The organism is Nocardia acididurans (genome assembly GCF_016741815.1).
In the GTDB taxonomy this organism is placed as follows: domain Bacteria; phylum Actinomycetota; class Actinomycetes; order Mycobacteriales; family Mycobacteriaceae; genus Nocardia; species Nocardia acididurans.
The window spans coordinates 191,975-216,464 of sequence record NZ_JAERRJ010000002.1 but is presented as its reverse complement, the minus strand read 5'-3'; the positions used below and the strand labels follow the sequence as shown (position 1 = coordinate 216,464).

The following is a 24,490-nucleotide window of genomic DNA, read 5'->3' as shown; positions in this document are numbered from 1 at the left end:
GGTCGGCGATCAGTATGTGGCGGTGCTGAATCGCACGGTGTCGGTGCGGTCCCAGGATTCCATTCCGGCGATGGCCGAGCCGCAGTCGCGTACGCAGCGCAGGATGCCGTGGCGGATATTCGCGCCGAGTCGCAGTTCGTCCATTTCGGCGGTGAGGTCGCGGGCCGCGTTCTGATGGTCGTGGACGCGGGCGTCGATGGCGCGCCGGACTTCGTCGACGGCGTCGCTCAGCGTGAGTCCGCGGTGGCGGCGCAGCACGGTGACCATATTGATGGGATCCTCGGAGCCGGTCTCCCGGGCCAGCGAGTGCAGGTCGTTGATCCAGCACATGATGTCGGCGGTGGTGGCGATGATCTCCTGATAGCCGGGGCCGTAGTAGAGCGGGTCGGGAATCTCGGTGTGCTCGATGATCTCGGCCAGGTCGACGGTCTGCAGCACGGTGCACGCGTCGCGGCGCAGGCGCGGGTACTCCGGCGGGCTCGGGGTGCGTCCGGCGTGCCGGAAGCCGTTCTCGCGGGCGTGACCGAGCAGCCAGATCTCGAGGTTCAGGGTGAAGCGCCTCGCCCATATCTCCGAATTGCGTGCGGAGGTGCGTTTGTGAAGATCGGCCAGCGCGGTCAGCACCGGCCGTGTGCCGCCGATCGGCTGGCCGCGAATGATCCGGGTGGCGTCGTGGCGCAGCTCGTCGTAGTCGCGGCCGCTGCCGGTGAGCACGGCGCGGTCCTGCAGATCGTCGAAAAAGAAGAAGAGCGTGATCCATTCGGCCATCAGCACGAGATCCGGGAAACTGGCGGTGGGACACCAGTACGCCGCGAAGCGGCCGTAGCCGAGTTTGTCGAACCTCGTTGCCTCCGCGTCGGTTTCGAGCAGGCCGTGGCGTTTCGCCCAGACGCCGGCATGGCGCTGCGCCCGATCGCTCATCGGGTGACGTTGCGGCGTGAACGGAAGGGGGATCTCCAGTTGCCGCAGTTCTTGTTCGTTCATGGGGCACCGCTCGATGGCCGGGCGGCCGGTTCGCCGGAGAAGACTCGTTCAGAGTAACCGGGATCCGCACCCTCGGAGGTGGATTCGCCATCTGTCGTCCGCAGCGGCGCGTTCGCAATCCGATAGCGGCGCAACCCATCTCCGCCATTCGCTTGCGCCGATGGTTGAAAGTTGTTACAACTTCGATAGCCGACGGTATCTTTCGCGAGTGAATGATCCTGAGAGACAATAGATCTCTCTGTGGGCGTTGCAGGACGGCGGACTGCGTTGACCCGAAGGGATTCGCGTCGTCGCCGCTCGCTCCCGGCAACCTCGCCCGCATCGGTCAGGCAAGCGAGGTAAGCCGGATGAAATCGCAAAAGCAAATGCAATTGGTCATGGCAGCGGTCGAATGCCTTCCGCACGCGACCGTCGTTCCCAGCCCACACATGGATCTTGTTCGAACGCAGGCACTTCGGTGGGCGCATCGGTTCGGTCTCGATACCGGCGGCCACTTCGAGAAGACCTGCTGCTGGTCGTGCGCGGCCTACGCGCTGCCCGCCGCGCCGCTCGAGGTGGTGGATCTGGCCGCGAAACTCATCGGCTGGATGTTCGTCTTCGACGACGTGTACGGCGAGGGCACCGATCCCACCGAGGCCATGGAGGTCTTCGACACCTGCGAGCGTATTCTGCGCGGCGCCCCGGCGCCCGCCGACAATCGATATCTGCTGGCACTCAGCGACTTCCGCGACCAGTGCCGCCGGCTGGCCGGCGAATCCTGGATGGACCGCTTCGCAACCAGCATGCGAATGTTCTTCCACGGCTGCCTGTTCGAGATGACCTACCGGCAGACCGCGCGCACTCCGTCCCCGGAGGCCTACCACTATCTGCGCACCCTCAGCATCGGCCTGTTCCCCCCGTTCGACCTGCTCGATCTGGCCTGCGGTGAGATCTCGCCCGCGAACCTGCGACTGTTCCGCGAAGTCCGGCAGACCAGCGCGGTGCTGTGCGCGATCGTCAACGACCTGTATTCCGCGGGCAAGGAGGAGGATTCGCTGAACTTCGTCCCGGTGCTGAGCGCGGGCCGCACGCTGTCCACCGCCCTGGACGATATCGTCGACCTGTACACCCGGCTGCTCGACCAGCAGGCCGCCCAGATCGCCGAACTGGTCGACCTGCCCGAACTCGACGCCGCCGAACGCCGGGTGGCCTACAGCCTGCGCGAGTGGGTACACGGCAACTACGCGTGGACCAAGCTCTGCGCCCGCTACACCCTGCCCGCGACGGCGGCCTGACCGGCTCGCTACACCCTCCGATTCGCGCTGACGACGGCCGGGAGCAGCCGGCGCATCAGCAGCGTCATATCGGCGGCCAGCAGGGGGGTCGAGATCCGGTTGTGGACGAAGCCGACGGCGAGTCCACTGCCGGGGTCGGCCCACCCACCCGATCCGCCGTGCCCGAGGTGGCCGAAACCGCGCAGCGCCCCGGGCTGCGGCATGCTGTGGTAGCCCAGATGCCACAGCATCAGGGTGGCGGCGTCGGGCCGCCAGGTTTCGATCCGGCGAATCATCCGCACGGTCGACCGCGACAGATAGCGCTGCCCGGCGGCGACCCCGTCACCGGCCAGCGGCGCGTACATTGTCGCCAGCCCCCGGGCCGTGGCGACGCCGTTGCCCGCGGGGATCTCCGAGTCCAGGAACGCGCGATCGGCGCCGGAGAAGGTGGTCTCGATACCGGGGAGGTAGACGCTGCGCAGCACCGCGATCGCGAGACGTGAGGGGCGCGTGACGATTCCGGCCAGGGTGCGCACGGCCGGATAGCGGGCGAGAGCATGGGCGTCACCGACGGTCTCCGCGACCGTGACCCGGCTGCCCGCGGGCGGACGGCCGAGCGAGATCCCGTCGGTCCCCAGGGGTTTCGCGATCTCCTCGCGGAACAGTTCGGCCATGCCCTGCCCGGTGACCGCGCGGGCCAGACCGGACAGCAGCCAGCCCTGGGTCAGGCCGTGATACATCGGCCTGCCCAGGCTGCGATCCGGCGTGGCCGCGGCCAAGCGCTGCTCCATGAGCCGATGATCGAGCATCTCCTCCAGCGAGCCCGCGACCGCGCCCACCGAGGACAGCCCCGCCCGGTGCGTGAGCACCTCGGCGATCGTGATGGAACCCTTTCCCGCCCTGCCGAATTCGGGCCAGTACTCGGCCACCGGCACGTCGTAGTCGAGCAGGCCGCGATCGGCGAGCCGGTGGATCACGGTGGCCGCCATACCCTTTGTCGCCGAGAACACAATGGTGCCGGTGTGCTCGGCCCACGGCGTCGCCGCGGCGTCGGCGGAACCGCCCCACAGATCGACCACACGCTCGCCGTGCCGGTAGACCGTGAGAGCCCCGCCGTGCCCGGTTCGCCCTGCGAATATCCGCTCGAATACTCGGACGACCGGTGCGAATTGTGCCGTCGCGAATCCGCTGACACCGACGGGAAGATCGATTTCTGCTGGACCGCACGGAATTTCGCCGACCGGAACCGAAGCGACAATGCTCATCGCGTCAATATAGGGTCGCGCCATTCCGCACCGCAATCGCCCGCACTCGCCGTCGACCTTGTGACCTGCCGACTTCCCGGGAAATGTCGGGTGCGGACAATATTTCGCGGGAATCGGATCGGACCCTTGTGCGACAAGAACTTGCGCGCCGTATTGTCTCCCGAGACAAAATCGTTTTCCCGGCACTCGTGAGACCGCCGCACAGCCTTATGCTGCCGATCATGTGTGGCATCAGCGGGATAGCCGACTTCGCCGCGGCGGTGGACCCCGAACCGGTCCGCGCGATGAGTGCGATCATGCGGCACCGGGGGCCCGACGGGGCCGCGCTCTGGTCGGATCGCAACGTGGCCTTCGGTTTTCAACGCCTGGCCATCGTCGACGTCGCGCACGGGGCACAACCGACCGCCGACGAGGACGACACCGTCCGCGTGGTGTGCAACGGCGAGATCTACAACCATCGGGAACTGCGCCGCGCCCTCACCGCCCGGGGCCACCGGATGCGCAGCGGCAGCGACGCCGAGGTGATACCGCACCTGTACGAGGAGTACGGCGACGGCTTCGTCGAGCACCTCGACGGCGATTTCGCGATCGCGCTGTGGGACAGGCGGAAACAGGCGCTCGTGCTCACCCGCGACCGGGTCGGGGTGAAGCCGCTGTTCTACCATCGCCGCGGCAGCCGGGTGGTGTTCGCCTCGGAGATCAAGGGCATCATGGCCTCGGGCCTGTGCGACATCGCCGTCGACCCCCAGGGTTCGGCGGACTGCCTGTTCTACGGCCACACCATCGCACCGCACACCTTCTGGCGTGACATCCGGGATCTGGAACCCGGCACGGTCGCCACCCTCGACGCCTCCGGCATGCGGTCGCGCCGCTACTTCACCATCTTCGAGCGCCCCGACCCCGACCGCCCGCTGCTGACCGGTCGCGCCGCCGTCGAGGCCTTCGGCGAACGCTTCACCGCCGCGGTGGCCAAACGGATTCCGGACGAGGTGCGCGGCGGTGTCGCCCTGAGCGGCGGCCTGGACTCCTCGGCCATCGCGGCGGTGGCGGCCCGGCGCTGCGGCGCACCGCTGTCCACCGCCAGCGTGGCGCTGGTGGGGGAGATCCACGACGAGACCTCGATGTCGCGGCTGGTCGCGCGCTCACTGGGCGTGGGGAATTTCGAAGCCGAGATGACCGGCGCGCGCGCCTGCGAACTGCTGCCGACGAGTATGTGGCACTTCGAATCTCCGTTCTGGTACGGCGGCGTCGCCACCCCCTTCCTGGACCTGACCCGCCGCGCCCGCGAGCAGGGGCTGACGGTGGCGATGAGCGGCGACGGCTCCGACGAACTGCTGGCCGGATACGACTTCTACCGGCTGATGAAACTCAGCTCCCGGCTCGACTCGCTGAAACTCGGTGCGCTGCAACCGATGCTGTGGCAGCAGGCCACCAGGTGGATCGGCGCGCCCGGCGGCATCGACCGCCACATCACCGCCGTGGCCGCGCGCTTCGAGGAGTACACCGCGCGATTCGGACAGGTGCCGCCCTGGATCTACCTGTGGAGCGCACTGGACGCGGCGGTCGAACCCGCGCTCACCCAACCGCTTCCGGCGCCGTCGGCGCTGCCGCTGCCGCCGCGCCACACCACCCTGCACCGGCAACTGCACTTCGAGTTCTCCACCCGGATCCCGCACTGGGTGCTGCCCATCTCCGATCGGCTGGGCATGGCGCACGGAATCGAGGTGCGGGTGCCCTACCTGGACCGCGACGTCATCGACCTCTGCGCCGAGATCCACCCGAATATGCTGGTGCACCGGGGAACCGAGAAGTACGTCCTCAAGCGGGCCGTGGCCGACATACTCCCGAAGCAGATCGTGCGCCGCCGCAAGAAGCCCTTCATGACGCCCATCGCCGCCTGGTATCTGAGCGGACCGGGGGCGGATCTGGCCGGGGACCATCTCTCGCAGGCGGCCGCCCGCAAGCACGGCCTGTTCGATCCCGTTGCCACCGAACGCATCTGGCGCACCGCGGTGGAGCGGTCGGGCACCTGGGAGGGCACCGCCGCCGAATGGGCGAGCATGTCGATCCTGTGTACGCACCTGGTCCTCGAGCAGTTCCACCCCGATCGGGTGAGATCCGCTGCCGCGCAAGCACTCACCACCGCAGGAGCCGTAGCGTGACCGTCACCCGCACGCCCGCCGTCACCCGCCGCGCCGCCGAATGGCATGAGCTGGCGCTGCACGCCTGCGCGCAACCCGGTCTGGCCGTCCTGCTGACCGCCGCCGGTCTCGCGCATCCGCTGCGCGCGATCCCCGGCCTCGGCTGGGTGGTCTCCGACCCGGCCCTGGCCCGCCGAATCCACGGTGACAGTGAGCATTTCAGCATCGTGCACGACGGCGCGTCCGGGCACTGGTGGGCCCAGATGCTCGGCGACTTCGTCTTCGAACACTTCGAGGGCGCGAAGCACACGGCCTTCCGCGGCGAGGTGAACGACCTGTTCACCCGTCCCCGCTCGGAGGCGATGGTGGAGCGCGCGGTGGGTCCGATGCTCACGGCCCTGCGCGCCGACCTGACCGCGGGCCGCACCGTCGACATCGCCGAATTCGCCCGCGTCTTCACCACCCGCATCATGGCCGACCTGGTCGGCCTGCCCGCCCGCCCCGGCGACGCCCCGCACCTCGACATGTTCCGCGCCGTCGAACAACTCGCGGATCTGGGCAAGGGCAACTGGGCGACGACGGTCGTCCCGCCGCGCAATATCCGCCGCGGCCGCGCGCTCGCCGCCCGCATCAGCGCCGACGTCCCCTCGGTCTACGACACCGCCGCCTCCGGCACCGCCATCGGCCGCTGCCGCGACCTCGGCTTCACCCTCGACGAAACCCGTGGCATCGCCGTCCTGCTGATCGTCGCGGGCACGATCACGCTGGCCAGCACCATGGGCAGACTCGTGGCCCTGCTGCACGACACCGACTCGCACCGCCGCCTGCTGTCCGACCCCACCCTGATCCCCGACGCGATCCGCGAGGGCCTGCGCGTCACCAGCTCCATGCCCATCGTAGGCCGCGGCGTCACCGCCGATATCGAACTGGCCGGCCGCCGGCTCCGGGCGGGTGACCGCGTCAAGATCATGACCTGGAGCATCGCCAACGCACCCGGCCACTTCGACCTGGACCGCGGCTACATCCCCGAAACCCGCCAACTGTGGTTCGGCGGCGGCAAACACCTGTGCCCGGGGTCGGCCCTGACCCATGTGGAGCTGACCCGATTCCTGGACGCCCTGCTGGCGTCGGGCCGCCCCTGGTCGGTCACCGCGCGCCGCTACCGCGTCAACGCCTTCGTCCCGCTGTACCAGCGCCTCGACATCCGGACAGTCTGAGTACGAAGAGCGCTGACGCTCAACGGACTTCGAGTACCGCCTGACCGAGCGGGCGGCTTTCCAGCGGCAACTCGGCGGCCCGCGACCAGTCGAGGCTCTGATCATCCTGCACCGCAGGCTCGATGACGACGCCGATGTGCGGCCGCGGCCGGCCCTCGACCCGCTGATCGCCGCGTTCCCCGGCGCGCCGGACGCCTGGGCGGTGTGAAAGGCTCGAATGCGCCGCCAGCTCATAGTGAAACATGCATCGTTCAGCGGGTAGGGTCGGGACTCATCCCGGCGATTGCCGGATGTGTTTGCCTAGCTGTATTGGGAGATCATGAAGTACACGAAGTACGCCGCCACCGCATTTCTCGCCGCCGCCGCCACCGGTCTCGCCGCCGGCGCGGGCCATGCCGCACCGGTCGAACAGGTTCCGTCGGGACAGGTCGCGCCGCAGGTGCAGGGCCGGGACCAGGGCGTCGACTACACCCTCGCGCTGGCCGAGGCCGGCAACGCCATCGTCACCCAGGTCAGCGGTGGCGTATTCAGCCTGAACGCCGACGGCAGCGGGGTCACCCTCACCAACGCGGCCGGTGTGGTTGTCGCGCAGGTGCCGCTGACCGGTCAAGCGAACGCGCAGCAGGTCGCGCTGAACGCCTCGATCGGCGCGGACGGTCGCGAACTGGTGCTCACCGCGCCGGTGACCCCGGTGGCGGCGGCGCAGGCCATTTCCTCGCAGCAGTGGTTCATGGCCGAGTTGCAGCGGGCCTCGCTCGGTGCGGCCGTGGGCGCGGTCATCGGCGGCGGGCTCGGACTGATCGGCGTCGTCACGCTGATTCCGGGTGCGCTCATCGGCGCGGGCATCGGCCTGCTGGTGGCCGGTGGCCAGCCGCTGATCGATTCGGCCTTCGCCTACTTCGGCGGGCAGCCCTGAAGACGCTGATTCTCGGCGGCACCCGGGAGGCCCGGGACATCGCCGAGATCGCCTCCGGCGAGCGAGGATTCGAGATCGTCTCCTCGCTCGCCGGTCGCGTCCGCGAACCCGTGCTGCCGGTCGGGGAGGTGCGGATCGGGGGATTCGGGGGAGCGGAGGGTCTGCGAGAGTGGCTGACGGACAACGGGATCGACGCCGTCATCGACGCCACCCACCCCTTCGCCGGGGGAATCAGCGCCAATGCCGCGGCGGCCGCCGCCCAGGCGGGCCTGCCGGTCCTGCACGTGCGCCGGCCCGGATGGCGTGAACAACCGGGCGACCACTGGATCCGTGTCCCGGATCTGACCGCCGCCGCGAAAACCGTTGCCGGACTCGGTGATCGAATCTTCCTCACCATCGGCCGCCAGGGGGTGGCGGCCTTCGCCGAATCCGAGGCCTGGTTCCTGGTCCGCGCCATCGACCCACCCGAGGCCGCGCTGCCCGCCCGGCACGAACTGCTGCTGGCGCGCGGCCCCTTCACCGTCGCCGAGGAGGCCGAGCTGCTGACCGGCCGCTGCATCGACGCGCTGGTCACCAAGGACAGCGGGGGAGCGCTGACCGAAGCCAAACTGACCGCCGCCCGCGCGCTCGGCCTGCCGGTGGTCATGATCGACCGGCCGCCCCTGCCCGAGGGCGCGGTGGTGGCGGAATCCGTTGCCGCAGCCGGGGAGTGGCTGCGCTCGCTGATCTGAGCGCCGCCGCCCGGTCAGGCGGTGGCGATCCGCAGCAGCAGCACCGCGACGGTGACGGCCAGGTACAGCACGGGCATCGGCAGCCCGCGCCAATTGCGCACGCGCACATGTGAACCCGCGGCCGCGAGCAGGTAGACGAGCAGGGCGGCCGCAGCGGCGATGCCGATCGGCGCCCACCACAGCCCGAGCACGAGCCCGGCGCCGGCGGCGATCAGGATCGCCGCCAGGCGGGGCAGCCAGTGCTCCGGCACGCCGAGATCGGCGTACGCCTGCGCGTAAGGCTGTCTGCGGGTGATCTTGACGACGATGGTCAGGATGAGCAGCACGGTCAGCAGTGCCGTGGCGAGAATCGTGGCCAGGAACATGATGCCTCGAAAAACGGTGTAGTGCGGTTACTTTCGGTCGGCGGGACCGAGCGCGGCGGCCACGCCGGACAGCGCGTCCCGCAGCTGATCCCCCTCGACGGCGAGCGAGTCGCTCACCATTTCCTGGAACAGCAGTCCCTGGAACATGGCCAGCAGTAGCCCGGCCGCCTCGGTCGTCGAATCGAGCTGCGCGGCAATGGCTTCGCGTGCCCGGGTGTAGCCCGTCGTGAGGGTGGCGCGGATCTGCTCGTCGTGTGGAGCCAGCGCCAGCGCGGCGACCAGCGTGCGCACCAGCCCGGTGTGCGCGCGGCGCGTCCGCGCGAACTGCGCCGCCGCCGCGGCCACGCGGTCCCCGGCGGGCAGATCGTCCAGGGTCTCGATGAGCTCGGCAAGCCACTGATCCAGTCCGGTGACCACGGATTCGGCGATGAGCCGATCCTTGGAGCCGAAGTGATACCCGATGGAGGCCAGATTGGCCCCCGACTCGTCCGCGATGGCTCGGGCGGTGACCCGCTCGAGCGGCAGGCGGGCGAGGCAGCGCAGCGTGCCCTCGATGAGGGAGGAGCGATTGCTGTGCTGCGGGCTCACCCCTGAAAGTATACAGACGTATAGTTTCAGCTCAAACGGCTGGTCTGGGTGAGCAGTTCGGGCAGCCGGTCGAACCAGTCCAGGACCGCGCGCTCGTAGCGGATGCCGAAGTCCAGGGTGGCGCGCTCGAACGGTGACATGCGCTGTTCGTCGTGGCCGGAGAGGTATCCGGCCAGGCGCTGCTCGTGGATGACGCGGTTGGCGGCGATGATGCGGTCCAGGCGGGCGCGCTCCACGAATTCACCGAAGGACAGCGTGAGAAGCAGTGGGACGCGGATGGTTTCGGCGCCGGGGTCGCGGGCGATCCACTCCGCGAAGGCTTCTCGCCCGTCCTCGGTGATCCGGTACGGGGTGCGGTCGCGGGCGCCGGTCTCGCCCTTCTCGACCAGGCCGTGCTGATGCATGGTGGCGAGTTCGCGGTAGACCTGGCTCTGCGTGATGGTCCAGAAGTCGCCGATGCGATCCTGGGCCTGCGCGACCAGATCCCACCCGGACATGGGTCCCTGATGCAGGAATCCGAGTAGCGACGCGGCCGTCGAATTGAGCGGGCGTCGCGGCTTGTCTTCAGTCACCAGCACTCCCTTCGAACCGAAAGTCCGGTATGGCCGTGACCTGCGTGTCAGGCGGGTTTCGGCCACACCAATATGTTCCACATTGGAATATTAGTCGGCGTAGCGGCGCGAGGTGAACACCCGCGGTCCACCGGCCGCGTCGAATACCGTCGTGGTGGACGCGCCCACGATGAGCAGCGTGCGCATATCCACCTCCGCTGGATCCAGCTCGCTCAGCGCCACCACCCGCACCGACTCGGCGGGCCCGCCCACATCCCGGCCCAGCACCACCGGCGTATCCGGTTTGCGATGCTCGAGCACCAGATCCCGCATGGCCGCCACCTGCCACTGCCGCTGCGACGACGCCGGGTTGTACACGGCGAAGGCCATATCCGCGGCGGCGACGGCCGCGATCCGCTTGGCCACCACCTCCCACGGCTTGAGCCGATCCGACAGCGAGATCATGGCGAAATCATGCCCCAGCGGCGCGCCGATCCGGCTGGCCACCGCACTCGCGGCGGTCACCCCCGGCAGCACCCGCACCGGCACCTCTCGCCACTGCGGATCCGCCGACTCCTCGATCACCGCGGCCGCCATGGCGAACACCCCCGGATCCCCGGAGGACACCACGACCACCCGCGCGCCCCGCTTGGCCAGATCCAAAGCCATTGCCGCCCGCTCGGATTCGACCTTGTTGTCACTCGCGTGCCGCCGCTGGCCGGGCCGCTCCGGCACCCGGTTCACGTAGGTGGAGTAGCCGACGATATCGGTGGCTTCGGTCAGTGCCCGGCTGACCTCGGGCGTGGTCCACTCGAGCGCGCCGGGCCCGAGCCCGATGACAACCACCTCGCCGACCGAAGTCGACTGCACCGCATCTGATTTCGCGTCGGAAGCGGCGGGGCTGGTCTGGGCATTGCCCGAGGCCGCGGCGTGGCCGCCCGCCGTCGCTGTCACCGCTGTGGGCTCCCGCGCGGCCCGATTCCCCTGCGCGTCCGGCGCGGTGAGCGGGATCGCGGTCGCCGGTTCGGGTCCGGGAACGAGGGTGATCGCGAAGTACGGAACCTCGGCGTCGCTCACGTCGGCGGCGCGCAGCACCCGCTGCCGCCCGGTACTGGCACGCTCGACGTAGTAGGCGTCGTCGAGTCGTCCCGCCTCGGAAAGGGCCTGGCGCACAGTGGGATAGGTGCGGCCGAGCTTCATGATGGCGGCCGCCTCGGTGCCGCGCAGGCGGCGGGCGAGCTCCTCGGCGGGCAGGGTGCCGGGCAGAACCGTGAGCACCTGATCGCCCTCCACCAGCGGGGTGCCCAGGGCCGCCGACGCCGCGCTGACCGAGGTGACGCCGGGGATGATCTCGGTGTCGAAGCGGTCCGCCAGGCGGCGGTGCATATGCATGAACGAGCTGTAGAACAGCGGATCGCCCGCGGCCAGCAAGGCGACCGAGCGCCCGGCGGCCAGATGCTCGGCGAGCAGAGCCGCTGCGCTCGCATAGAATTCGTCGATCGCGCCCTGATATCCGCCCGGGTGATCGGTGGTCTCGGTGGTCACCGGGTAGACCAGATGCTCTTCGATCTGGCCCGCGCGCATGTAGGGGGCCGCGATCCCGCGCGAGATGCTGCGTCCGTGCCGCGCGCTGTGGAAGGCGATGACATCCGCCGCGCCGATCACCCGCGCCGCCTTCACCGTCACCAGTTCCGGATCGCCCGGACCCAGTCCGACGCCCCAGAGTTTGCCGCGCGTGCCCGCCGGTGTGGCCGTCGCCTCGCTCATTCGACTTCGCTCGCAATCGCATTGAGGGCGGCGGCGGTGATGGCGCTGCCGCCGCGCCGGCCGTGCACGGTCAGGTATTCGACGCCGCCGTATTCGGCGAGGGCCTGCTTGGATTCGGCCGCACCGATGAAGCCGACCGGAATGCCGATGACGGCGGCCGGGCGGGGTGCGCCCGCGTCGAGCAGGTCGAGCAGGTGGAACAGGGCGGTCGGCGCATTGCCGATCGCCACCACCGCACCGCCCAGGCGGTCGCGCAGCAGGTCCAGGGCCGCAACGGATCTGGTGTTGCGCATGGCCGCCGCCAGTTCCGGCACCCGCGGATCACCGAGCAGGCACAGCACCTCGTTGTCGGCGGGCAGGCGCTTGCGCGTGACACCCGAGGCGACCATATTGGCATCGCACAGGATCGGCGCACCGGCGCGCAGCGCCGCGCGCGCCTGTGCCACCACGCCGTCGCTGAAGTCGACGTCGCCGGCCAGATCCACCTGCCCGCAGGCGTGGATCATGCGCACCACCGTCTGCGACACATCCGCCGGGAAGCGCGACAGGTCCGCTTCGGCGCGAATGGTCGCGAACGAGCGCCGATAGATCTCGGCCCCGTCGGTGAGGTAGCTGGCACGCACGTCGGACATGCGCTCCACCTTATGTTTCGGTTCCGCGCGGCCCGGGGGCGGGTAGTGCCGCGGGTCACTGCGCGCGTGTGATCAGGTGCGCGGGCGCTCGAGCAGCCGGGACATGACGATGCTGCTGCGGGTTCGCCCGACGCGCGCGTTCTCCCGGATCTTCTCCACCGTCGATTCGATCTCCGCCATATCGGTGGCCATGACGTGCACGAGCGCGTCGGCCTCGCCGGCGATGGTCCACACGCCGACCACCTGTGCGATGGGTTCGAGGCTGCGGCGCAGTTCGGCGGGGGAGATGTTGTCGCGGTAGAAGACCTCGACGTAGGCCTCGGTGCGCCAGCCCAGCGCGGCCGGGCTGACCTGGGTGGTGAAGCCGGTGATCTGCCCGCCCGCCACCATCTTGTCGACCCGGCGCTTCACCGCCGGGGCCGAGAGTCCGACCACCGCGCCGATGTCCTGGAACGAGGCCCGCGCGTGTTTGAGCAGGTGGGCCAGAATGCGCCGATCGATGTCGTCCACGATCGCCTCTCCGCTCCGACGCAACAAATCGCCGCTGATACTCAAGATCACGCAACGAATCGGTGTTTTCAGCGCAACACTACGCCATTTACCTTCGTGACAAGCATGTTCTGCTCCACTCCGCGCCGATCTCCCAGGAGCCTCGTTGACCACCGTAGCCCCGTTGCGCGCCCCGGATCCGGCAGGCGCCCGCCGCCCCACCCCGCGCCGGTTTCTCATGTGCCGGCCCGAGCATTTCGAGGTCAGTTACGCCATCAATCCCTGGATGGACGTCTCCGATCCGGTGGACCGGAACCTGGCCCTCGCGCAGTGGGACGCCCTGCGCGCCACCTTCGAACGCCACGGCCACCAGGTGGAGGTCATCGAAGGGCTGCCCGGCCTGCCCGATATGGTCTTCGCCGCCAACGGCGGTGTGGTGATCGGCAATCGGGCCCTCTCGGCCCGCTTCGCCAACCCCGAACGCGCCGCCGAAGGCCCCGCCTACCATGAATGGCTCGACGACCAAGGCTTCGACCGGGTCCAGCCCGCGCGCGAAATCAACGAGGGCGAAGGCGATTTCGCGGTCGCGGGCGACCGCATCCTGGCCGGCACCGGCTTCCGCACCTCCCGCGACGCCCACCGCGAGGCCGAGGAGTTCTTCGAACTGCCGGTGGTCTCCCTCGAGCTCATCGACCCGCGCTTCTACCATCTCGACACCGCCCTCATGGTCCTCGGCGACACCATCGCCTACTACCCCGCGGCCTTCAGCGGCGACAGCGCCCGGGTGCTGGCCGCCATGTACCCCGACGCCATCCTCGTCACCGAGGCCGACGCGGAAGTCCTGGGACTCAACGGGGTCTGCGACGGCTACCACGTCTTCCTCACCGACGCCGCCACCACGCTCCCCGGCCAGCTCCGCGAACGCGGGTACGAGCCCATCGGCGTCAACCTGTCGGAACTTCTGAAATCGGGCGGCAGCGTCAAGTGCTGCACCATGGAATTCCACCGCGACGCAAGGGAATCCACCACCGCGGTGGCCTGATGTCCGGGGGCCGCACGGCGGTGGGCGGGTGAGGAACTCGACTGGGCGTGGTCCGGTGCTGTCAGCTCGACGGGACGATGCGGTAGCCGTCGGCGGTGGCGATGATGTCGGTGACCGCGCCCCGGGGGCGACCACAGCGGCGGTCGCAACCGGACCAGTGCTGGCGGCCGGCGGCCACGACCTGCCCGGCGTCCAGGCCCTCCAGCGCGGATTGCGGTGTGCCCTCGATGATTACGCGGCCGGTGTGGACGGCCTCGGCGACGTCGGCGCGCACGTCGGTGAGTGACTTGGCGCAGCCCGGCATTCCGGCGCAGGCGCTGACCTGCAGCCAGGGGGAGTTCGCGTCGAAGATCAGGCCCATCGGGGCCAGTACGCGCACCACCTGCTCGGCGACCCACTCGTCCATATCGGTGAGAACCACACTGCGCCAAGGCGTCACGATCAGCGGACGTTCGACGGCCGCCAGGAACTCGGCGGTCCGGGCGGGCAGTGAGCCGAGCGGGACGCCCGCGCCCAGGGCCACCCGATCGTCGGCCTGCGTCAGCCATCCGATCGGAATGTCATGGTGCGCGGCGATTTCCAGCGGCTCGGCGGTGGTGTCGAGGCCGGTGCGGGTGGCCAGCAGGTGATCGGTGAGCCGGGCGGGCCCGTCCGGCACCTCGTGCAAGCGCCACTGCTCGCCGCGCAGCTCCAGGAATCCGTGCGCGGCGGCCAGCATGAGATCGACCGCCTCGGCCGCGCCCACGCGCACTCCGCTGTCGCGCCCGGCCAGCACCACGGCGTAGGTGTTCTCGTCGACCGCGTGCACCCCGATATCGCCGTGCAGCCCGCTGATATCCCCGCGCCCGTCGTCGAGGGTGAACAGCACCCGCCCCGGCAGGTCCGCGAGCCGTGCCGCCGCGCGCAGCCCCGCGTCGAGGGCGGGCACCAGCGCCTGCACATCGGTCCATCCGCCGACCCGCCCCGACAGCGGCGAGGCCACGATATTGCGCACCCGCTCATGCGACGCACTCGGCAGCAGCCCTGCGGCCGTCAGCCGTTCGCCCAGTGCCGCCGCGTCGCGCACCTGCCGCAGCTGCACATTCCCGCGTGAGGTGAGCTCGATATTCCCGTCGGCCAGATCTTGCGCCGCGGCCGCCAGCGCCTGCACCTGGTCGGGCGCGAGCCGCCCGCCCGGCACGCGGATCCGGGCCAGCGGCCCGTCGGCGGCTTCGTGCGTACGCAGCACACCAGGGCAGGAATCGGGATCGGTTCGCGAGGTCATGATGGATTCAGCCTACGGCGCGGCGCGCGAGGTCCCGGCCCGGACCAGGTCTGCGACCAGCTCTCGCGTCGAGTCACGGAGAGCTCGGGCGACCGCGGGTGGTTTGCGGCGCTGACCCGCGCCTGATTCTCCCGGTACAGCGGTGGCCCCGGCTCGGATTCGAGCCGGGGCCACCTGGTTCCGTGCGTGGTGCCGCCCTCACCCCGCGCGATGCGGTTCGATGGCGGTGGGGGCGCCGCGGCGGCGGGCGAAGGCCGGGGTCACCTCCCAGCTGTCGTTGAGGAGGCTGGGGATGTTGTGGTGTTCGAGGTTGTCGCGGTGGATGGTGGTTGCCAGCACCGTGAGAGAGAAGAGCACGGTGGCGGCGCAGATGATGCCCGCGACCATGGCGAGCTGACCGTGGCCGCTGCCCGCGGCGGTCAATGCCATAGCTAGCGTCGCGAAGGCAACCAGTACTGAAAAATATCCTGACCAGGCGGCGAACCTGTTCCGCCTGACCCATCCGGGGGTGTTCGGCATACCGGCAGCGTACGCCCGGACCGGTCGGTCGCACAGGTCCGCGAGGCAGCCTTTGCCGCACTGTGATCCGGGCGCGATAGCATCCGGGGGCTCGTCGGACGGAAGAAACCGGTGCAATTCCGGTGCGGTCGCGCCACTGTGAGAGTCAGACCTTCGCCGGGGAGCGCCGAACCGTGCTGGGCGCGAGACCCCTAGGAAGGCTGAACCCTGTGATTCTGCTGCTGTCCACCTCCGACACCGATCTGCTGAGCGCGCGTGCCAGCGGGGCCGACTACCGGCTCGCCAATCCGGCGCGCCTGCTGCCCGCGGATCTGCCGGGCCTGCTGGAGGGCGCCGACCTGGTGATCGTGCGCATCCTCGGCGGTAAGCGGGCCTGGGAGGAGGGCCTGGAGACGGTGCGCGCCAGCGGTATTCCGGTGGTGGCCCTCGGCGGTGAGATCGCCCCTGACGCCGAACTCATGGAAACCTCCACCGTGCCCGGCGGCGTCGCGGCGGACGCGCACAACTACCTCGCGGCCGGCGGCCCCGGAAACCTCCTGCAGCTGCACAACTTCCTGTCCGATACGGTGCTGCTCACCGGCCACGGCTTCGAACCGCCGGTGGAGATGCCGAGCTGGGGTGAGCTCGAACGCACCGCGCGCCCGGTTGCCGAGAATGCGCCGACGGTCGCCGTGGTGTACTACCGCGCCCAGCATCTGGCCGGGAACACCGGCTACATCGACGCCCTGTGCGCCGCCGTGGAGGACAAGGGCGCGAACGCGGTTCCGCTGTACTGCGCCTCGCTGCGCACCGCCGAACCCGAACTGCTCGCCCGCCTGCGCCAGGCCGACGCGCTGATCGTCACCGTGCTCGCGGCCGGCGGCACCAAGCCCGCCACCGCCTCGGCCGGCGGCGACGACGAAGCCTGGGATGTGGGCGCGCTCGCCGAACTGGATGTGCCCATCCTGCAGGGCCTGTGCCTCACCAGCGGCCGTGCCCAGTGGGAGGCCAATGACGACGGCCTCTCCCCGCTCGATGTGGCCACCCAGGTGGCGGTGCCGGAGTTCGACGGCCGCATCATCACGGTTCCGTTCTCCTTCAAGGAATTCGACGCCGACGGCCTGTCGACCTATGTGCCCGACCCGGAGCGCGCGGCGCGCGTGGCCGGAATCGCGGTGCGCTACGCGAAGCTGCGCCACATCCCCGCCGGGAACAAGAAGATCGCCCTCGTGCTGTCGGCGTACCCGACCAAGCACGCCCGCATCGGCAATGCCGTCGGTCTGGACACCCCGGCCTCCACCCTCCGGCTGCTCGAGGAAATGCGTTCGGCCGGATACGATCTCGGCGAGCGCGGGGAGATCCCCGGCCTGGAGGAGGGTGACGGCGACGCGCTGATCCACGCCCTCATCGCCGCCGGCGGCCAGGACCCCGACTGGCTGACCTCGGAACAGCTGGAGGGCAACCCGATTCGCATCGGCGCGGACGCCTACACCGCCTGGTTCGACACCCTGCCCGAGGATTTCCGCGAGGCCGTGGTCGAGGCGTGGGGCCCGCCGCCGGGGGAGATGTACGTCGACCGCTCCGCCGACCCCAAGGGCGAGATCGTCATCGCCGCACTGCGATTCGGCAATGTGGTGCTGATCGTGCAGCCGCCGCGCGGATTCGGCGAGAACCCGGTCGCCATCTACCACGACCCGGATCTGCCGCCCTCGCACCACTATCTGGCCGCCTACCGCTGGCTGGCCGCGCCCGACGGATTCGCCGCCGACGCCATGGTGCACCTGGGCAAGCACGGCAACCTGGAGTGGCTGCCCGGCAAGACCCTCGGCATGTCCGCCTCCTGCGGCACCGACGCCGCGCTCGGCGACCTGCCGCTCATCTACCCGTTCCTGGTGAACGATCCGGGCGAGGGCACCCAGGCCAAGCGCCGCGCCCACGCCACCCTGGTGGATCACCTGATCCCGCCCATGGCGCGCGCCGAAACCTACGGCGACATCACGCGTTTGGAGCAGCTGCTCGACGAGCACTCCAATATCTCCGCGCTGGATCCGGCCAAACTGCCCGCCATCCGGCAGCAGATCTGGACGCTGATGCGCGCCGCCAAGATGGACCATGATCTGGGCCTCACCGAGCGCCCGGACGAGGAGTCCTTCGACGATATGCTGCTGCACGTCGACGGCTGGCTCTGTGAGATCAAGGACGTCCAGATCCGCGACGGTCTGCACGTGCTCGGCCAGGCCCCCGCGGGCGAGGCCGAGGTCGACCTGGTGCTGGCCATGCTGCGCGCTCGCCAGCTCTGGGGCGGCGAGGTGAACGTCCCCGGCCTGCGAGAAGCCTTGGGCCTCAGCGAATCCGGCGACGAATCCCGCGACCGCGTCGACACCTTCGAGGCTCGCGCCCGCGAGCTCGTCGCCGCCATGCAGGAGGTCGACTGGGACGTCGACTCGATCGACGCGATCACCGAATCGCTGCTGCGCGGGTGGTTCACCGAAACCGCTCCGGGCCTGGACGACGTGCGCAAGGTGCTGGGCTTCGCCGCCACCGAGGTGGTGCCGCGACTGCGCCGGACCGGGGTGGAGATCGCGCGAATCCTGCACGCGCTCAACGGCGGATTCATTCCGGCCGGGCCGAGCGGTTCGCCGCTGCGCGGTCTGATCAATGTGCTGCCGACCGGCCGCAACTTCTACTCGGTGGATCCCAAGGCGGTGCCGTCGCGGCTGGCCTGGGAAACCGGTCAGGCCATGGCGGATTCGCTGCTGGAGCGGTACCTGGCCGATCACGGCGAGTACCCGCGCTCGGTGGGTCTGTCGGTGTGGGGCACCTCGGCCATGCGGACCTCCGGTGACGATATCGCCGAAGTGCTTGCGCTGCTGGGTGTCCGGCCGGTGTGGGACGAGGCGAGCCGCCGCGTCACCACGCTGGAGGCCATCTCGCTCGCGGAGCTGGGCCGTCCGCGCGTGGACGTGACCGTGCGCATCTCCGGCTTCTTCCGCGACGCCTTCCCGCACGTGCTGGCCCTGCTCGACGACGCGGTGCGCCTGGTGGCCGCGCTGGACGAGCCCGCCGAAGCCAACTACGTCCGCGCCCACGCACAGGCCGACCTGGCCGAGCACGGTGACGAACGGCGTTCCACCACACGTATTTTCGGCTCCAAGCCGGGTACCTACGGTGCCGGGCTGCTGCAGCTCATCGATTCCAAGAGCTGGCGCACCGACGACGATCTGGCACAGGTGTACACCACCTGGGGTGGCTTCGCCTACGGTCGCGATCTGGACGGCGCGCCCGCAGCCGACGACATGCGCACCGCGTATCGCCGAATCGCGGTGGCGGCCAAGAACACCGACACCCGCGAGCACGATATCGCCGACTCGGACGACTATTTCCAGTACCACGGCGGCATGGTCGCCGCGGTGCGCGCTCTCACCGGTAAGAATCCGGAAGCCTATATCGGCGACAGCACCCGCCCGGATGCCGTGCGCACCCGCACGCTCTCCGAGGAGACCGCGCGCGTATTCCGTGCGCGCGTGGTGAATCCGCGCTGGCTCGAGGCGATGCGCCGGCACGGCTACAAGGGCGCGTTCGAAATGGCCGCCACCGTCGACTATCTGTTCGGCTACGACGCCACCACGAATGTGGTCGCCGACTGGATGTACGAGAAACTGGCCGAGAGCTACGTTTTCGACGAGACCAATCGCAAGTTCATGGAGCAGTCGAATCCGTGGGCGCTGCACGGAATTGCGGAGCGATTGCTGGAGGCGGCGGAGCGGAAACTCTGGGAGCAGCCCGAAGCCGATACGCTGGACCGTCTGCGTCAGGTCTACCTGGAAACCGAAGGCGAACTGGAATAACCGAATTCCGCATTTAGTGCGGCGTGTCGGGTCGGACGCGCAGGACAAGGGAGGACAACCGGGGCACCGGTTCTTCACTGCGCGTCCGATTAAGAGGATCATAAGAATGGTTACGACGTCAGACTCGGGGAGGCGTCGGGCAAATCCCAATCATGCTATTGGGCCTAATAATTGGAAGTGAATTCCCTGATTCGCCGCGTCGTGGGGGCGCGTTGTCGGTCTTTCGCTCGCGCGGTGAATCGGTCTCTTCGATTGCGGGTAACCATTATGAGAATCGCCAAAATCGCTGTCACCGCATTACTTTCCGCGGCGGCGCTCTGCGTCGCCACCGTCACCGCGCACGGTGAGCCGCTCGCCGGCCCGGGCATCGTCGGAGCGGACAGCGGAGTCGAATATTCCACCACGCTGGCCGCCGACCGCAGCAGCGTGACCACCACGCTCACCTCCGGCCGGTTCGAACTCGCCAACGACGCCGTCGCCGTCATCGCACCCAGCGGTGAGACCATCGGGGCCATCCCCCTCGTCTACCAGGCCGCCGACCGCGCCTACTCGGTGATCCCGATGCTCGACGCCACCGGCACCGTGCTCACGGTGATTCCGGCCAATGCTGCGGAAGTTGCAGTTCCGACCGCCGAAACGGTTGCGCTACAACATGTCGCGGACGCCGGCTCGATCGTGGCCGGTGCGCTCATCGGCTGTGTGGTCGGTGCCGTCATCGGCTTTTTCTTCTTCGTCGTCGGCGCGATCATCGGCTGCGGCGTAGGCGGATTGCTCGGCGCGATCATCGCGGGACAGAGGTGATGCGGTAGCTCCCACGAAGTCCCCGAGAGTGTCACCGCCGGATCGTGCACCGATCCGGCGGTGACCGCGCGACTACACGGCGGTGATCTCGATGCCGATCGTGCCGCTCTTTCCGCGGCGCAGCACGCTGCCGCCGACGATGAACAGGCCCTGCAACCCGTAGCGCTTCTTGATGAGCCCGCGCACGCGATCGCTGCCCGCGGCATCGAGAATGGTGGCGGTGCCCTTCACCACATCGCCGTGCGGCTTGCCGCGCACATCGCAGGGCTGCACCGTCACCTGCGGATTGCGCCGGATGCGCTTGACCTTCCAGCTGTCGGTGACCGTCCAGACGTACAGGCGGCCGCCGTCGAGGGCGGCCCACAGGGCGGTGCCCACGGGGGTGCCGTCCTTGCGGAAGGTGGTCAGCAGCACATAGTTCGAGGTCCCGGCGGGGCCGAACGGGTTGTCCATGCCCCGCAGCCTAATCGCAGCCCGGACAAAATTCGCATATGCGTGTAGGCCGTGAACTTGGATAACTTGGGTTCGATCCACTTTTGGACCGATCACAGGAGGGCAGTCATGGCGGCAATGTCGGTACCGGTGCTGTGGGGCGGGGACCTCCCCGCGACATTGGACTTCTACCGCACACTCGGTTACGAGGTCACCTATGAGCAGACCCGCCCCTACACCTACGGCGTCGTGACCCGGGACGGTTTCGATGTGCATTTCGGCCCGACGCCCGACGGCTTCGAGGACGCGCAACAGGCCTACATCGGCTGCCTGGTCATGGTCGACGGGGTGGAGGCATGGCACAAGGAGTTCACCGCGGCCCTGCGCGCGAAGTACGGCCGGATCCCGGTGCGCGGCAACCCGCGCATCACCCGCTTCCGGCCGGGCCAGACCCGCTTCACGGTCGTCGATCCGGTGGGCAATGCCATCATCTACATCCAACAGGACGAACCGGAATTCGAATACGGCGGATCCAAACAGCTCGAGGGTTTGGCCAAGGTGCTGGACAATGCCCGCAACCTGCGCGACTTCAAGAACGACGACGAGACCGCCGCCCGCGTCCTGGAGACCGGCCTGCGCCGCTTCGCGAAACTCGGGGCAGCGCTGGAGCGGGCCCGGGCCCTGGCCATGCTGATCGAAATCGCCATCGCCCGAGGGGATTCCGCGAGCGTGCCCGCACTGCGCTCGCGCCTGGCGCAATTGGATCTGTCGAGTGAGGATCGCGATATCCTCGCCGCCGAACTCCGGATGGTCAGCGACCTCGAGGCCTGGCTGACCGACGAGGCCTGATCGTCCGACAGGGGCGTGGCGCGCCGACGAGCCGTAGCCGAGCGGCACGCCGTTCCACGCCCCTGGTCGGCCTTTCAGGAGGCTCGTGCCTTCCGGTCACGGTCGTGCGGCGACCAAGCGCAGGGCGCTGCCGGCATGGTCGTCGCCGATCTGTGCGGGCGTGCGGCGGTAGCCGGGTCGATACCAGCGGGCGGTGTCCACGCACAGCGACAGCAGGTTCAGCGCCGTCGCACTCGGATCGGATACCTGGAACTCGCCGTGCTGTACGCCTTCGGCGACCAGGCCGCGCACGCGGCGGTGAATGGACCGCAGCAGCTCGTCGATCTCGGCCCGGTGTGCGGGGGTGAGATCGGTGAGGTGGTGCAGCACCAGCCGGACGGCGGCACTGTGGCGGGCGTGCCAGGCGCTGAGCTCGCGGACGGTGGCCGACAGCCGCTGCGCCGGTCCGCCCTCGGTGGCGGCGGCGGAGTCGGTGATCTGCTGGGTGAGCCGCACGGCGGCGACGGAGATCCGGTGCAGCACTTCCTCTTTGGATCCGAAGTGGACGTAGAGCGCGGCGGGGGAGAGTCCGGCGCGGGCGGCGATATCGCGGGTGGTGGTGGCGTGGAACCCCTTCTCGCCGAAGGCGTCCATGGCGGCGCGGAAGATGCGGCGCTGCCCGTCGGGGAGTCGCCCGTAGGTGGCCTGCTCCAGCTCCACCATGGCGAGGGCGAGGTCGTCGTTTCCGGCGGCCTGCGCGTGGTCTTCGTCGGTACCCATCGAAACAGTATCTCGCGGAGGCTGTTTCGACCGCGCGCCGGACCGATCATGCGGGGAGCGTGAGGATTTCGGGTCCGTTCTCGGTGACGGCGATGGTGTGCTCGGAATGTGCTGTGCGGGAACCGTCGGCGGAACGCAGCGTCCAGCCGTCCTGGTCGGTGACGATGCGATCGGTGGTGCGGGCGAACCAGGGCTCGATGGCGATGGTGAGGCCGGGCTGCAATCGGAAGCCCCGGCCCGCGCGCCCGTCGTTGGGGATGTGCGGATCCTCGTGCATGGTGCGGCCGAGACCGTGGCCGCCGAATTCGGTGTTCACCCGATAGCCGTGGCCGTGTGCGACCGCGGCGATGGCGGCGGAGATGTCGCCGATCCGGCCGCCCGCCTGCGCCGCCGCGATTCCGGCCGTCAGCGCCTCCTCGGTGGCGCGGACCAGGCGCGCGTCCTCCGGATCGGGGGTGCCGACGATGACGGTGGTGGCCGAGTCGGCCACCCAGCCGTCGATGGAGACGGCCAGGTCCATGGTCAGGACGTCGCCGTCGCGCAGCGTGTAGTCGAACGGGAGGCCGTGCAGCACGGCGTCGTTGACCGACAGGCAGATGGTGTTGCCGAACGGCCCGCGTCCGAACGAGGGCGCGTAGTCCACATAGCAGGACACCGCGCCGCGCTGCCGGATGCGTTCGCGCACAAGGGCTTCCAGTTCCAGCAGGTTCACCCCGATCTGTGCCTTGCCGCGCAGTTCACCGAGCACCTCGGCGACGAACTGCCCGGTGACGCGCATTCGCGCGATCTCGGCCGGGGTCTTGAGTTCCACCATGTCTTCCTCCGGTTAGGTATTTTAATACCGACCCTAGCGCTTGCGGTATTTAAATACCAACCGTAGGGTGGTCGCCATGGTCCGACTTCCCTTGACCCCGGCGCAGGTAGAAGCCGGACGCCGCCTGGGTTCCACCCTGCGCGCCGCCCGCGCCGGCCGCGATCTCACCGAGGTCGCCGTGGCCGCGGGCATCTCGCCGGAAACCCTGCGCAAAATCGAATCCGGCCGGATGCCGACACCCGCCTTCGGCACGGTGGTCGCGCTGAGCCGCACCCTGGGCCTGCCCCTCGAGGAACTGGCCGAAGCCTGGCAGCCCGCCACCGCGCAGGCGCACCGCTCCGCCTCCTGAACCACGCACCGGTCGTCAGTCCACGGTGAGCTCGATCGGCACCGCGATCACATCGACCATGGCCCCGTTGCGCAGCACCGTCACCGGTAGCGCCCGCCCGATCGCGTCCGCGAACAACTGCCGCTGAATTCCCTGCGCGTCCTTCACTTCCCGGCGCGCCACGCTCAGCACCAGATCCCCGCGCCGCAGTCCCGCCCGTTCGGCGGGGCCGCCGCGCACGATCTCCACGATGCGCAGCCCGGCGTCCTGTCCGGTGCGGGCGGCCACCGCGGCGGGGAGCGGTGCGGGCACCCCGACCACACCCAGGTAGGCGCGGCGCACCCGGCCCTCGTGCAGCAGGGTGGTGATGATCCGCCGCGTGGTGATGTTGATCGGAATCGCCAGGCCCAGCCCGATTCCGGCCACCGCGGTGTTCACCCCCACCACCCGCCCGGCCGAATCCGCCAGCGCCCCACCGGAGTTGCCGGGGTTGAGCGCGGCATCGGTCTGGATCACATCCTCGATGACCCGCGCGGTGCGCCGATTCCCCACCGGCACGGCCCGCCCGAGCGCGCTCACCACCCCCGCGGTCACCGAGCCCGCCAGGCCGAGCGGGCTGCCCACCGCCACCACGAGCTGCCCGACGACCAGATGATCGGCGTCCCCGAGCGTCACCGCCTTCGGCGCGCCACCGCGCGCACGCAAGACCGCCAGGTCGGAGAGCGGATCCACGCCCACCACATCGAATCGGGATTCCACCCCGTCGGCGAACACCACGATCCCATTGCCCGCCGACCCCACCACATGCGCATTGGTGAGCAGGAAGCCGTCATCGGTGAACACCACCGCCGAACCGCCGCCGCGCCGGGTCTGCACGCTGGCCACATGCGGTGTCACCGAGGCCGCCACCTTGACGACGGTGCGCGAATACGCGTCCATCGCTTCGGATTCCGCGC

The 24,490-nt window shown here is 69.4% G+C and carries 25 protein-coding genes; 10 read left to right on the top strand and 15 right to left on the bottom strand.

The features are described from left to right. Positions 1–9: 9 nt before the first annotated feature. Positions 10–984, bottom strand: coding sequence for a terpene synthase family protein (locus tag JK358_RS05395; RefSeq protein WP_201944331.1), 975 nt, complete (start codon positions 982–984; stop codon positions 10–12). A 428-nt stretch (positions 985–1,412) separates the two neighbouring features. On the opposite strand from JK358_RS05395, the gene JK358_RS05390 reads away from it, so the two are divergent. Beyond that, a complete protein-coding gene (locus tag JK358_RS05390; RefSeq protein WP_201944330.1) occupies positions 1,413–2,258 on the top strand; it encodes a terpene synthase family protein in 846 nt (281 codons plus the stop codon). Between the two features lie 8 nt (positions 2,259–2,266). Here the strand turns inward: JK358_RS05390 and JK358_RS05385 are convergent, their stop codons facing one another. After that, on the bottom strand, positions 2,267–3,502 hold the full coding sequence (locus JK358_RS05385; protein ID WP_201944328.1) for a serine hydrolase domain-containing protein: 1,236 nt from the start codon (positions 3,500–3,502) through the stop codon (positions 2,267–2,269). Positions 3,503–3,723: 221 nt separating this feature from the next. Between JK358_RS05385 and asnB the strand changes: the two genes are divergently transcribed. Both asnB and JK358_RS05375 read left to right on the top strand, forming a co-directional pair. Continuing rightward, positions 3,724–5,664: an asparagine synthase (glutamine-hydrolyzing) gene (asnB, locus tag JK358_RS05380; protein WP_201944327.1), complete on the top strand. Its 1,941-nt coding sequence runs from the start codon at positions 3,724–3,726 to the stop codon at positions 5,662–5,664. Further along, positions 5,661–6,860, top strand: coding sequence for a cytochrome P450 (locus JK358_RS05375; RefSeq protein WP_307817315.1), 1,200 nt, complete (start codon positions 5,661–5,663; stop codon positions 6,858–6,860). The genes asnB and JK358_RS05375 overlap by 4 nt, the downstream gene beginning before the upstream one ends. Positions 6,861–6,879: 19 nt before the next feature. Here JK358_RS05375 and JK358_RS05370 read toward each other — a convergent pair whose 3' ends face one another. Next, entirely contained in the window at positions 6,880–7,104 is a 225-nt protein-coding gene (locus tag JK358_RS05370) for a hypothetical protein (RefSeq protein WP_201944320.1), read from the bottom strand. A 75-nt stretch (positions 7,105–7,179) separates the two neighbouring features. Between JK358_RS05370 and JK358_RS05365 the strand changes: the two genes are divergently transcribed. Next, on the top strand, positions 7,180–7,776 hold the full coding sequence (locus tag JK358_RS05365; RefSeq protein ID WP_201944318.1) for a DUF8020 domain-containing protein: 597 nt from the start codon (positions 7,180–7,182) through the stop codon (positions 7,774–7,776). Further along, positions 7,773–8,507 (top strand): cobalt-precorrin-6A reductase, encoded by a 735-nt coding sequence (locus JK358_RS05360; protein WP_201945184.1) that lies wholly within the window; start codon positions 7,773–7,775, stop codon positions 8,505–8,507. Before JK358_RS05365 ends, JK358_RS05360 begins: the two co-directional genes overlap by 4 nt. A 14-nt stretch (positions 8,508–8,521) precedes the next feature. Here the strand turns inward: JK358_RS05360 and JK358_RS05355 are convergent, their stop codons facing one another. The 6 genes from JK358_RS05355 to JK358_RS05330 form a co-directional block, all read right to left on the bottom strand. Continuing rightward, positions 8,522–8,872, bottom strand: a complete 351-nt coding sequence (locus JK358_RS05355) for a DoxX family protein (RefSeq protein ID WP_201944316.1) — start codon at positions 8,870–8,872, stop codon at positions 8,522–8,524. A gap of 27 nt (positions 8,873–8,899) precedes the next feature. Next, positions 8,900–9,460, bottom strand: coding sequence for a TetR/AcrR family transcriptional regulator (locus JK358_RS05350; RefSeq protein ID WP_201944314.1), 561 nt, complete (start codon positions 9,458–9,460; stop codon positions 8,900–8,902). A gap of 26 nt (positions 9,461–9,486) precedes the next feature. Continuing rightward, positions 9,487–10,038, bottom strand: a complete 552-nt coding sequence (locus JK358_RS05345) for a PadR family transcriptional regulator (protein WP_372440614.1) — start codon at positions 10,036–10,038, stop codon at positions 9,487–9,489. A gap of 84 nt (positions 10,039–10,122) precedes the next feature. After that, positions 10,123–11,778, bottom strand: coding sequence for a precorrin-3B C(17)-methyltransferase (cobJ, locus tag JK358_RS05340; protein ID WP_201944312.1), 1,656 nt, complete (start codon positions 11,776–11,778; stop codon positions 10,123–10,125). Then, on the bottom strand, positions 11,775–12,410 hold the full coding sequence (locus JK358_RS05335; RefSeq protein WP_201944310.1) for a precorrin-8X methylmutase: 636 nt from the start codon (positions 12,408–12,410) through the stop codon (positions 11,775–11,777). Before JK358_RS05335 ends, cobJ begins: the two co-directional genes overlap by 4 nt. Before the next feature lie 72 nt (positions 12,411–12,482). Beyond that, positions 12,483–12,920, bottom strand: coding sequence for an Lrp/AsnC family transcriptional regulator (locus JK358_RS05330; RefSeq protein ID WP_201944308.1), 438 nt, complete (start codon positions 12,918–12,920; stop codon positions 12,483–12,485). Between the two features lie 145 nt (positions 12,921–13,065). Between JK358_RS05330 and ddaH the strand changes: the two genes are divergently transcribed. Beyond that, positions 13,066–13,941, top strand: a complete 876-nt coding sequence (gene ddaH, locus JK358_RS05325; protein WP_232850810.1) for a dimethylargininase — start codon at positions 13,066–13,068, stop codon at positions 13,939–13,941. Positions 13,942–14,002: 61 nt separating this feature from the next. Here ddaH and cobG read toward each other — a convergent pair whose 3' ends face one another. After that, positions 14,003–15,208, bottom strand: coding sequence for a precorrin-3B synthase (gene cobG / locus JK358_RS05320; RefSeq protein ID WP_201945181.1), 1,206 nt, complete (start codon positions 15,206–15,208; stop codon positions 14,003–14,005). Positions 15,209–15,403: 195 nt separating this feature from the next. Further along, positions 15,404–15,634 carry a hypothetical protein gene (locus tag JK358_RS05315; protein ID WP_201944307.1) on the bottom strand — a complete coding sequence of 77 codons (231 nt, stop codon included), beginning with the start codon at positions 15,632–15,634 and terminating at the stop codon, positions 15,404–15,406. 299 nt (positions 15,635–15,933) lie between these two features. Between JK358_RS05315 and cobN the strand changes: the two genes are divergently transcribed. After that, a complete protein-coding gene (gene cobN / locus JK358_RS05310; RefSeq protein ID WP_201944305.1) occupies positions 15,934–19,551 on the top strand; it encodes a cobaltochelatase subunit CobN in 3,618 nt (1,205 codons plus the stop codon). A gap of 267 nt (positions 19,552–19,818) precedes the next feature. Next, positions 19,819–20,352: a DUF8020 domain-containing protein gene (locus JK358_RS05305; RefSeq protein ID WP_201944298.1), complete on the top strand. Its 534-nt coding sequence runs from the start codon at positions 19,819–19,821 to the stop codon at positions 20,350–20,352. A gap of 72 nt (positions 20,353–20,424) precedes the next feature. Here the strand turns inward: JK358_RS05305 and JK358_RS05300 are convergent, their stop codons facing one another. Then, positions 20,425–20,805: a PPOX class F420-dependent oxidoreductase gene (locus tag JK358_RS05300; RefSeq protein ID WP_201944296.1), complete on the bottom strand. Its 381-nt coding sequence runs from the start codon at positions 20,803–20,805 to the stop codon at positions 20,425–20,427. A gap of 108 nt (positions 20,806–20,913) precedes the next feature. Between JK358_RS05300 and JK358_RS05295 the strand changes: the two genes are divergently transcribed. Then, positions 20,914–21,633, top strand: a complete 720-nt coding sequence (locus tag JK358_RS05295) for a DUF8817 family protein (RefSeq protein WP_201944294.1) — start codon at positions 20,914–20,916, stop codon at positions 21,631–21,633. 96 nt (positions 21,634–21,729) lie between these two features. Here JK358_RS05295 and JK358_RS05290 read toward each other — a convergent pair whose 3' ends face one another. Continuing rightward, the gene (locus JK358_RS05290) at positions 21,730–22,392 is read right to left on the bottom strand and encodes a TetR/AcrR family transcriptional regulator (RefSeq protein ID WP_201944292.1); all 663 of its coding nucleotides are present in this window, start codon (positions 22,390–22,392) and stop codon (positions 21,730–21,732) included. A gap of 46 nt (positions 22,393–22,438) precedes the next feature. Continuing rightward, complete coding sequence (gene map / locus JK358_RS05285; protein ID WP_201944289.1) at positions 22,439–23,206, bottom strand: type I methionyl aminopeptidase; 768 nt, start codon at positions 23,204–23,206, stop codon at positions 22,439–22,441. A 76-nt stretch (positions 23,207–23,282) separates the two neighbouring features. Here map and JK358_RS05280 point away from each other — a divergent pair, with 76 nt between their 5' ends. Continuing rightward, positions 23,283–23,555, top strand: coding sequence for a helix-turn-helix transcriptional regulator (locus JK358_RS05280; protein WP_201944282.1), 273 nt, complete (start codon positions 23,283–23,285; stop codon positions 23,553–23,555). A 15-nt stretch (positions 23,556–23,570) separates the two neighbouring features. Here the strand turns inward: JK358_RS05280 and JK358_RS05275 are convergent, their stop codons facing one another. After that, entirely contained in the window at positions 23,571–24,473 is a 903-nt protein-coding gene (locus tag JK358_RS05275; RefSeq protein ID WP_232850896.1) for a S1C family serine protease, read from the bottom strand. Positions 24,474–24,490: the final 17 nt, after the last annotated feature.

Coding starts and splice junctions, on each gene's coding strand:
- cobJ (WP_201944312.1), bottom strand. CDS start 11,778: ATGAGCGAGGCGACGGCCACACCGGCGGGCACGCGCGGCAAACTCTGG.
- JK358_RS05295 (WP_201944294.1), top strand. CDS start 20,914: ATGGCGGCAATGTCGGTACCGGTGCTGTGGGGCGGGGACCTCCCCGCG.
- JK358_RS05335 (WP_201944310.1), bottom strand. CDS start 12,410: ATGTCCGACGTGCGTGCCAGCTACCTCACCGACGGGGCCGAGATCTAT.
- JK358_RS05365 (WP_201944318.1), top strand. CDS start 7,180: ATGAAGTACACGAAGTACGCCGCCACCGCATTTCTCGCCGCCGCCGCC.
- JK358_RS05390 (WP_201944330.1), top strand. CDS start 1,413: ATGGATCTTGTTCGAACGCAGGCACTTCGGTGGGCGCATCGGTTCGGT.
- JK358_RS05305 (WP_201944298.1), top strand. CDS start 19,819: ATGAGAATCGCCAAAATCGCTGTCACCGCATTACTTTCCGCGGCGGCG.
- JK358_RS05275 (WP_232850896.1), bottom strand. CDS start 24,473: ATGGACGCGTATTCGCGCACCGTCGTCAAGGTGGCGGCCTCGGTGACA.
- JK358_RS05355 (WP_201944316.1), bottom strand. CDS start 8,872: ATGTTCCTGGCCACGATTCTCGCCACGGCACTGCTGACCGTGCTGCTC.
- JK358_RS05290 (WP_201944292.1), bottom strand. CDS start 22,392: ATGGGTACCGACGAAGACCACGCGCAGGCCGCCGGAAACGACGACCTC.
- JK358_RS05280 (WP_201944282.1), top strand. CDS start 23,283: ATGGTCCGACTTCCCTTGACCCCGGCGCAGGTAGAAGCCGGACGCCGC.
- JK358_RS05395 (WP_201944331.1), bottom strand. CDS start 984: ATGAACGAACAAGAACTGCGGCAACTGGAGATCCCCCTTCCGTTCACG.
- JK358_RS05315 (WP_201944307.1), bottom strand. CDS start 15,634: ATGGCATTGACCGCCGCGGGCAGCGGCCACGGTCAGCTCGCCATGGTC.
- asnB (WP_201944327.1), top strand. CDS start 3,724: ATGTGTGGCATCAGCGGGATAGCCGACTTCGCCGCGGCGGTGGACCCC.
- map (WP_201944289.1), bottom strand. CDS start 23,206: ATGGTGGAACTCAAGACCCCGGCCGAGATCGCGCGAATGCGCGTCACC.
- JK358_RS05385 (WP_201944328.1), bottom strand. CDS start 3,502: ATGAGCATTGTCGCTTCGGTTCCGGTCGGCGAAATTCCGTGCGGTCCA.
- JK358_RS05300 (WP_201944296.1), bottom strand. CDS start 20,805: ATGGACAACCCGTTCGGCCCCGCCGGGACCTCGAACTATGTGCTGCTG.
- JK358_RS05370 (WP_201944320.1), bottom strand. CDS start 7,104: ATGTTTCACTATGAGCTGGCGGCGCATTCGAGCCTTTCACACCGCCCA.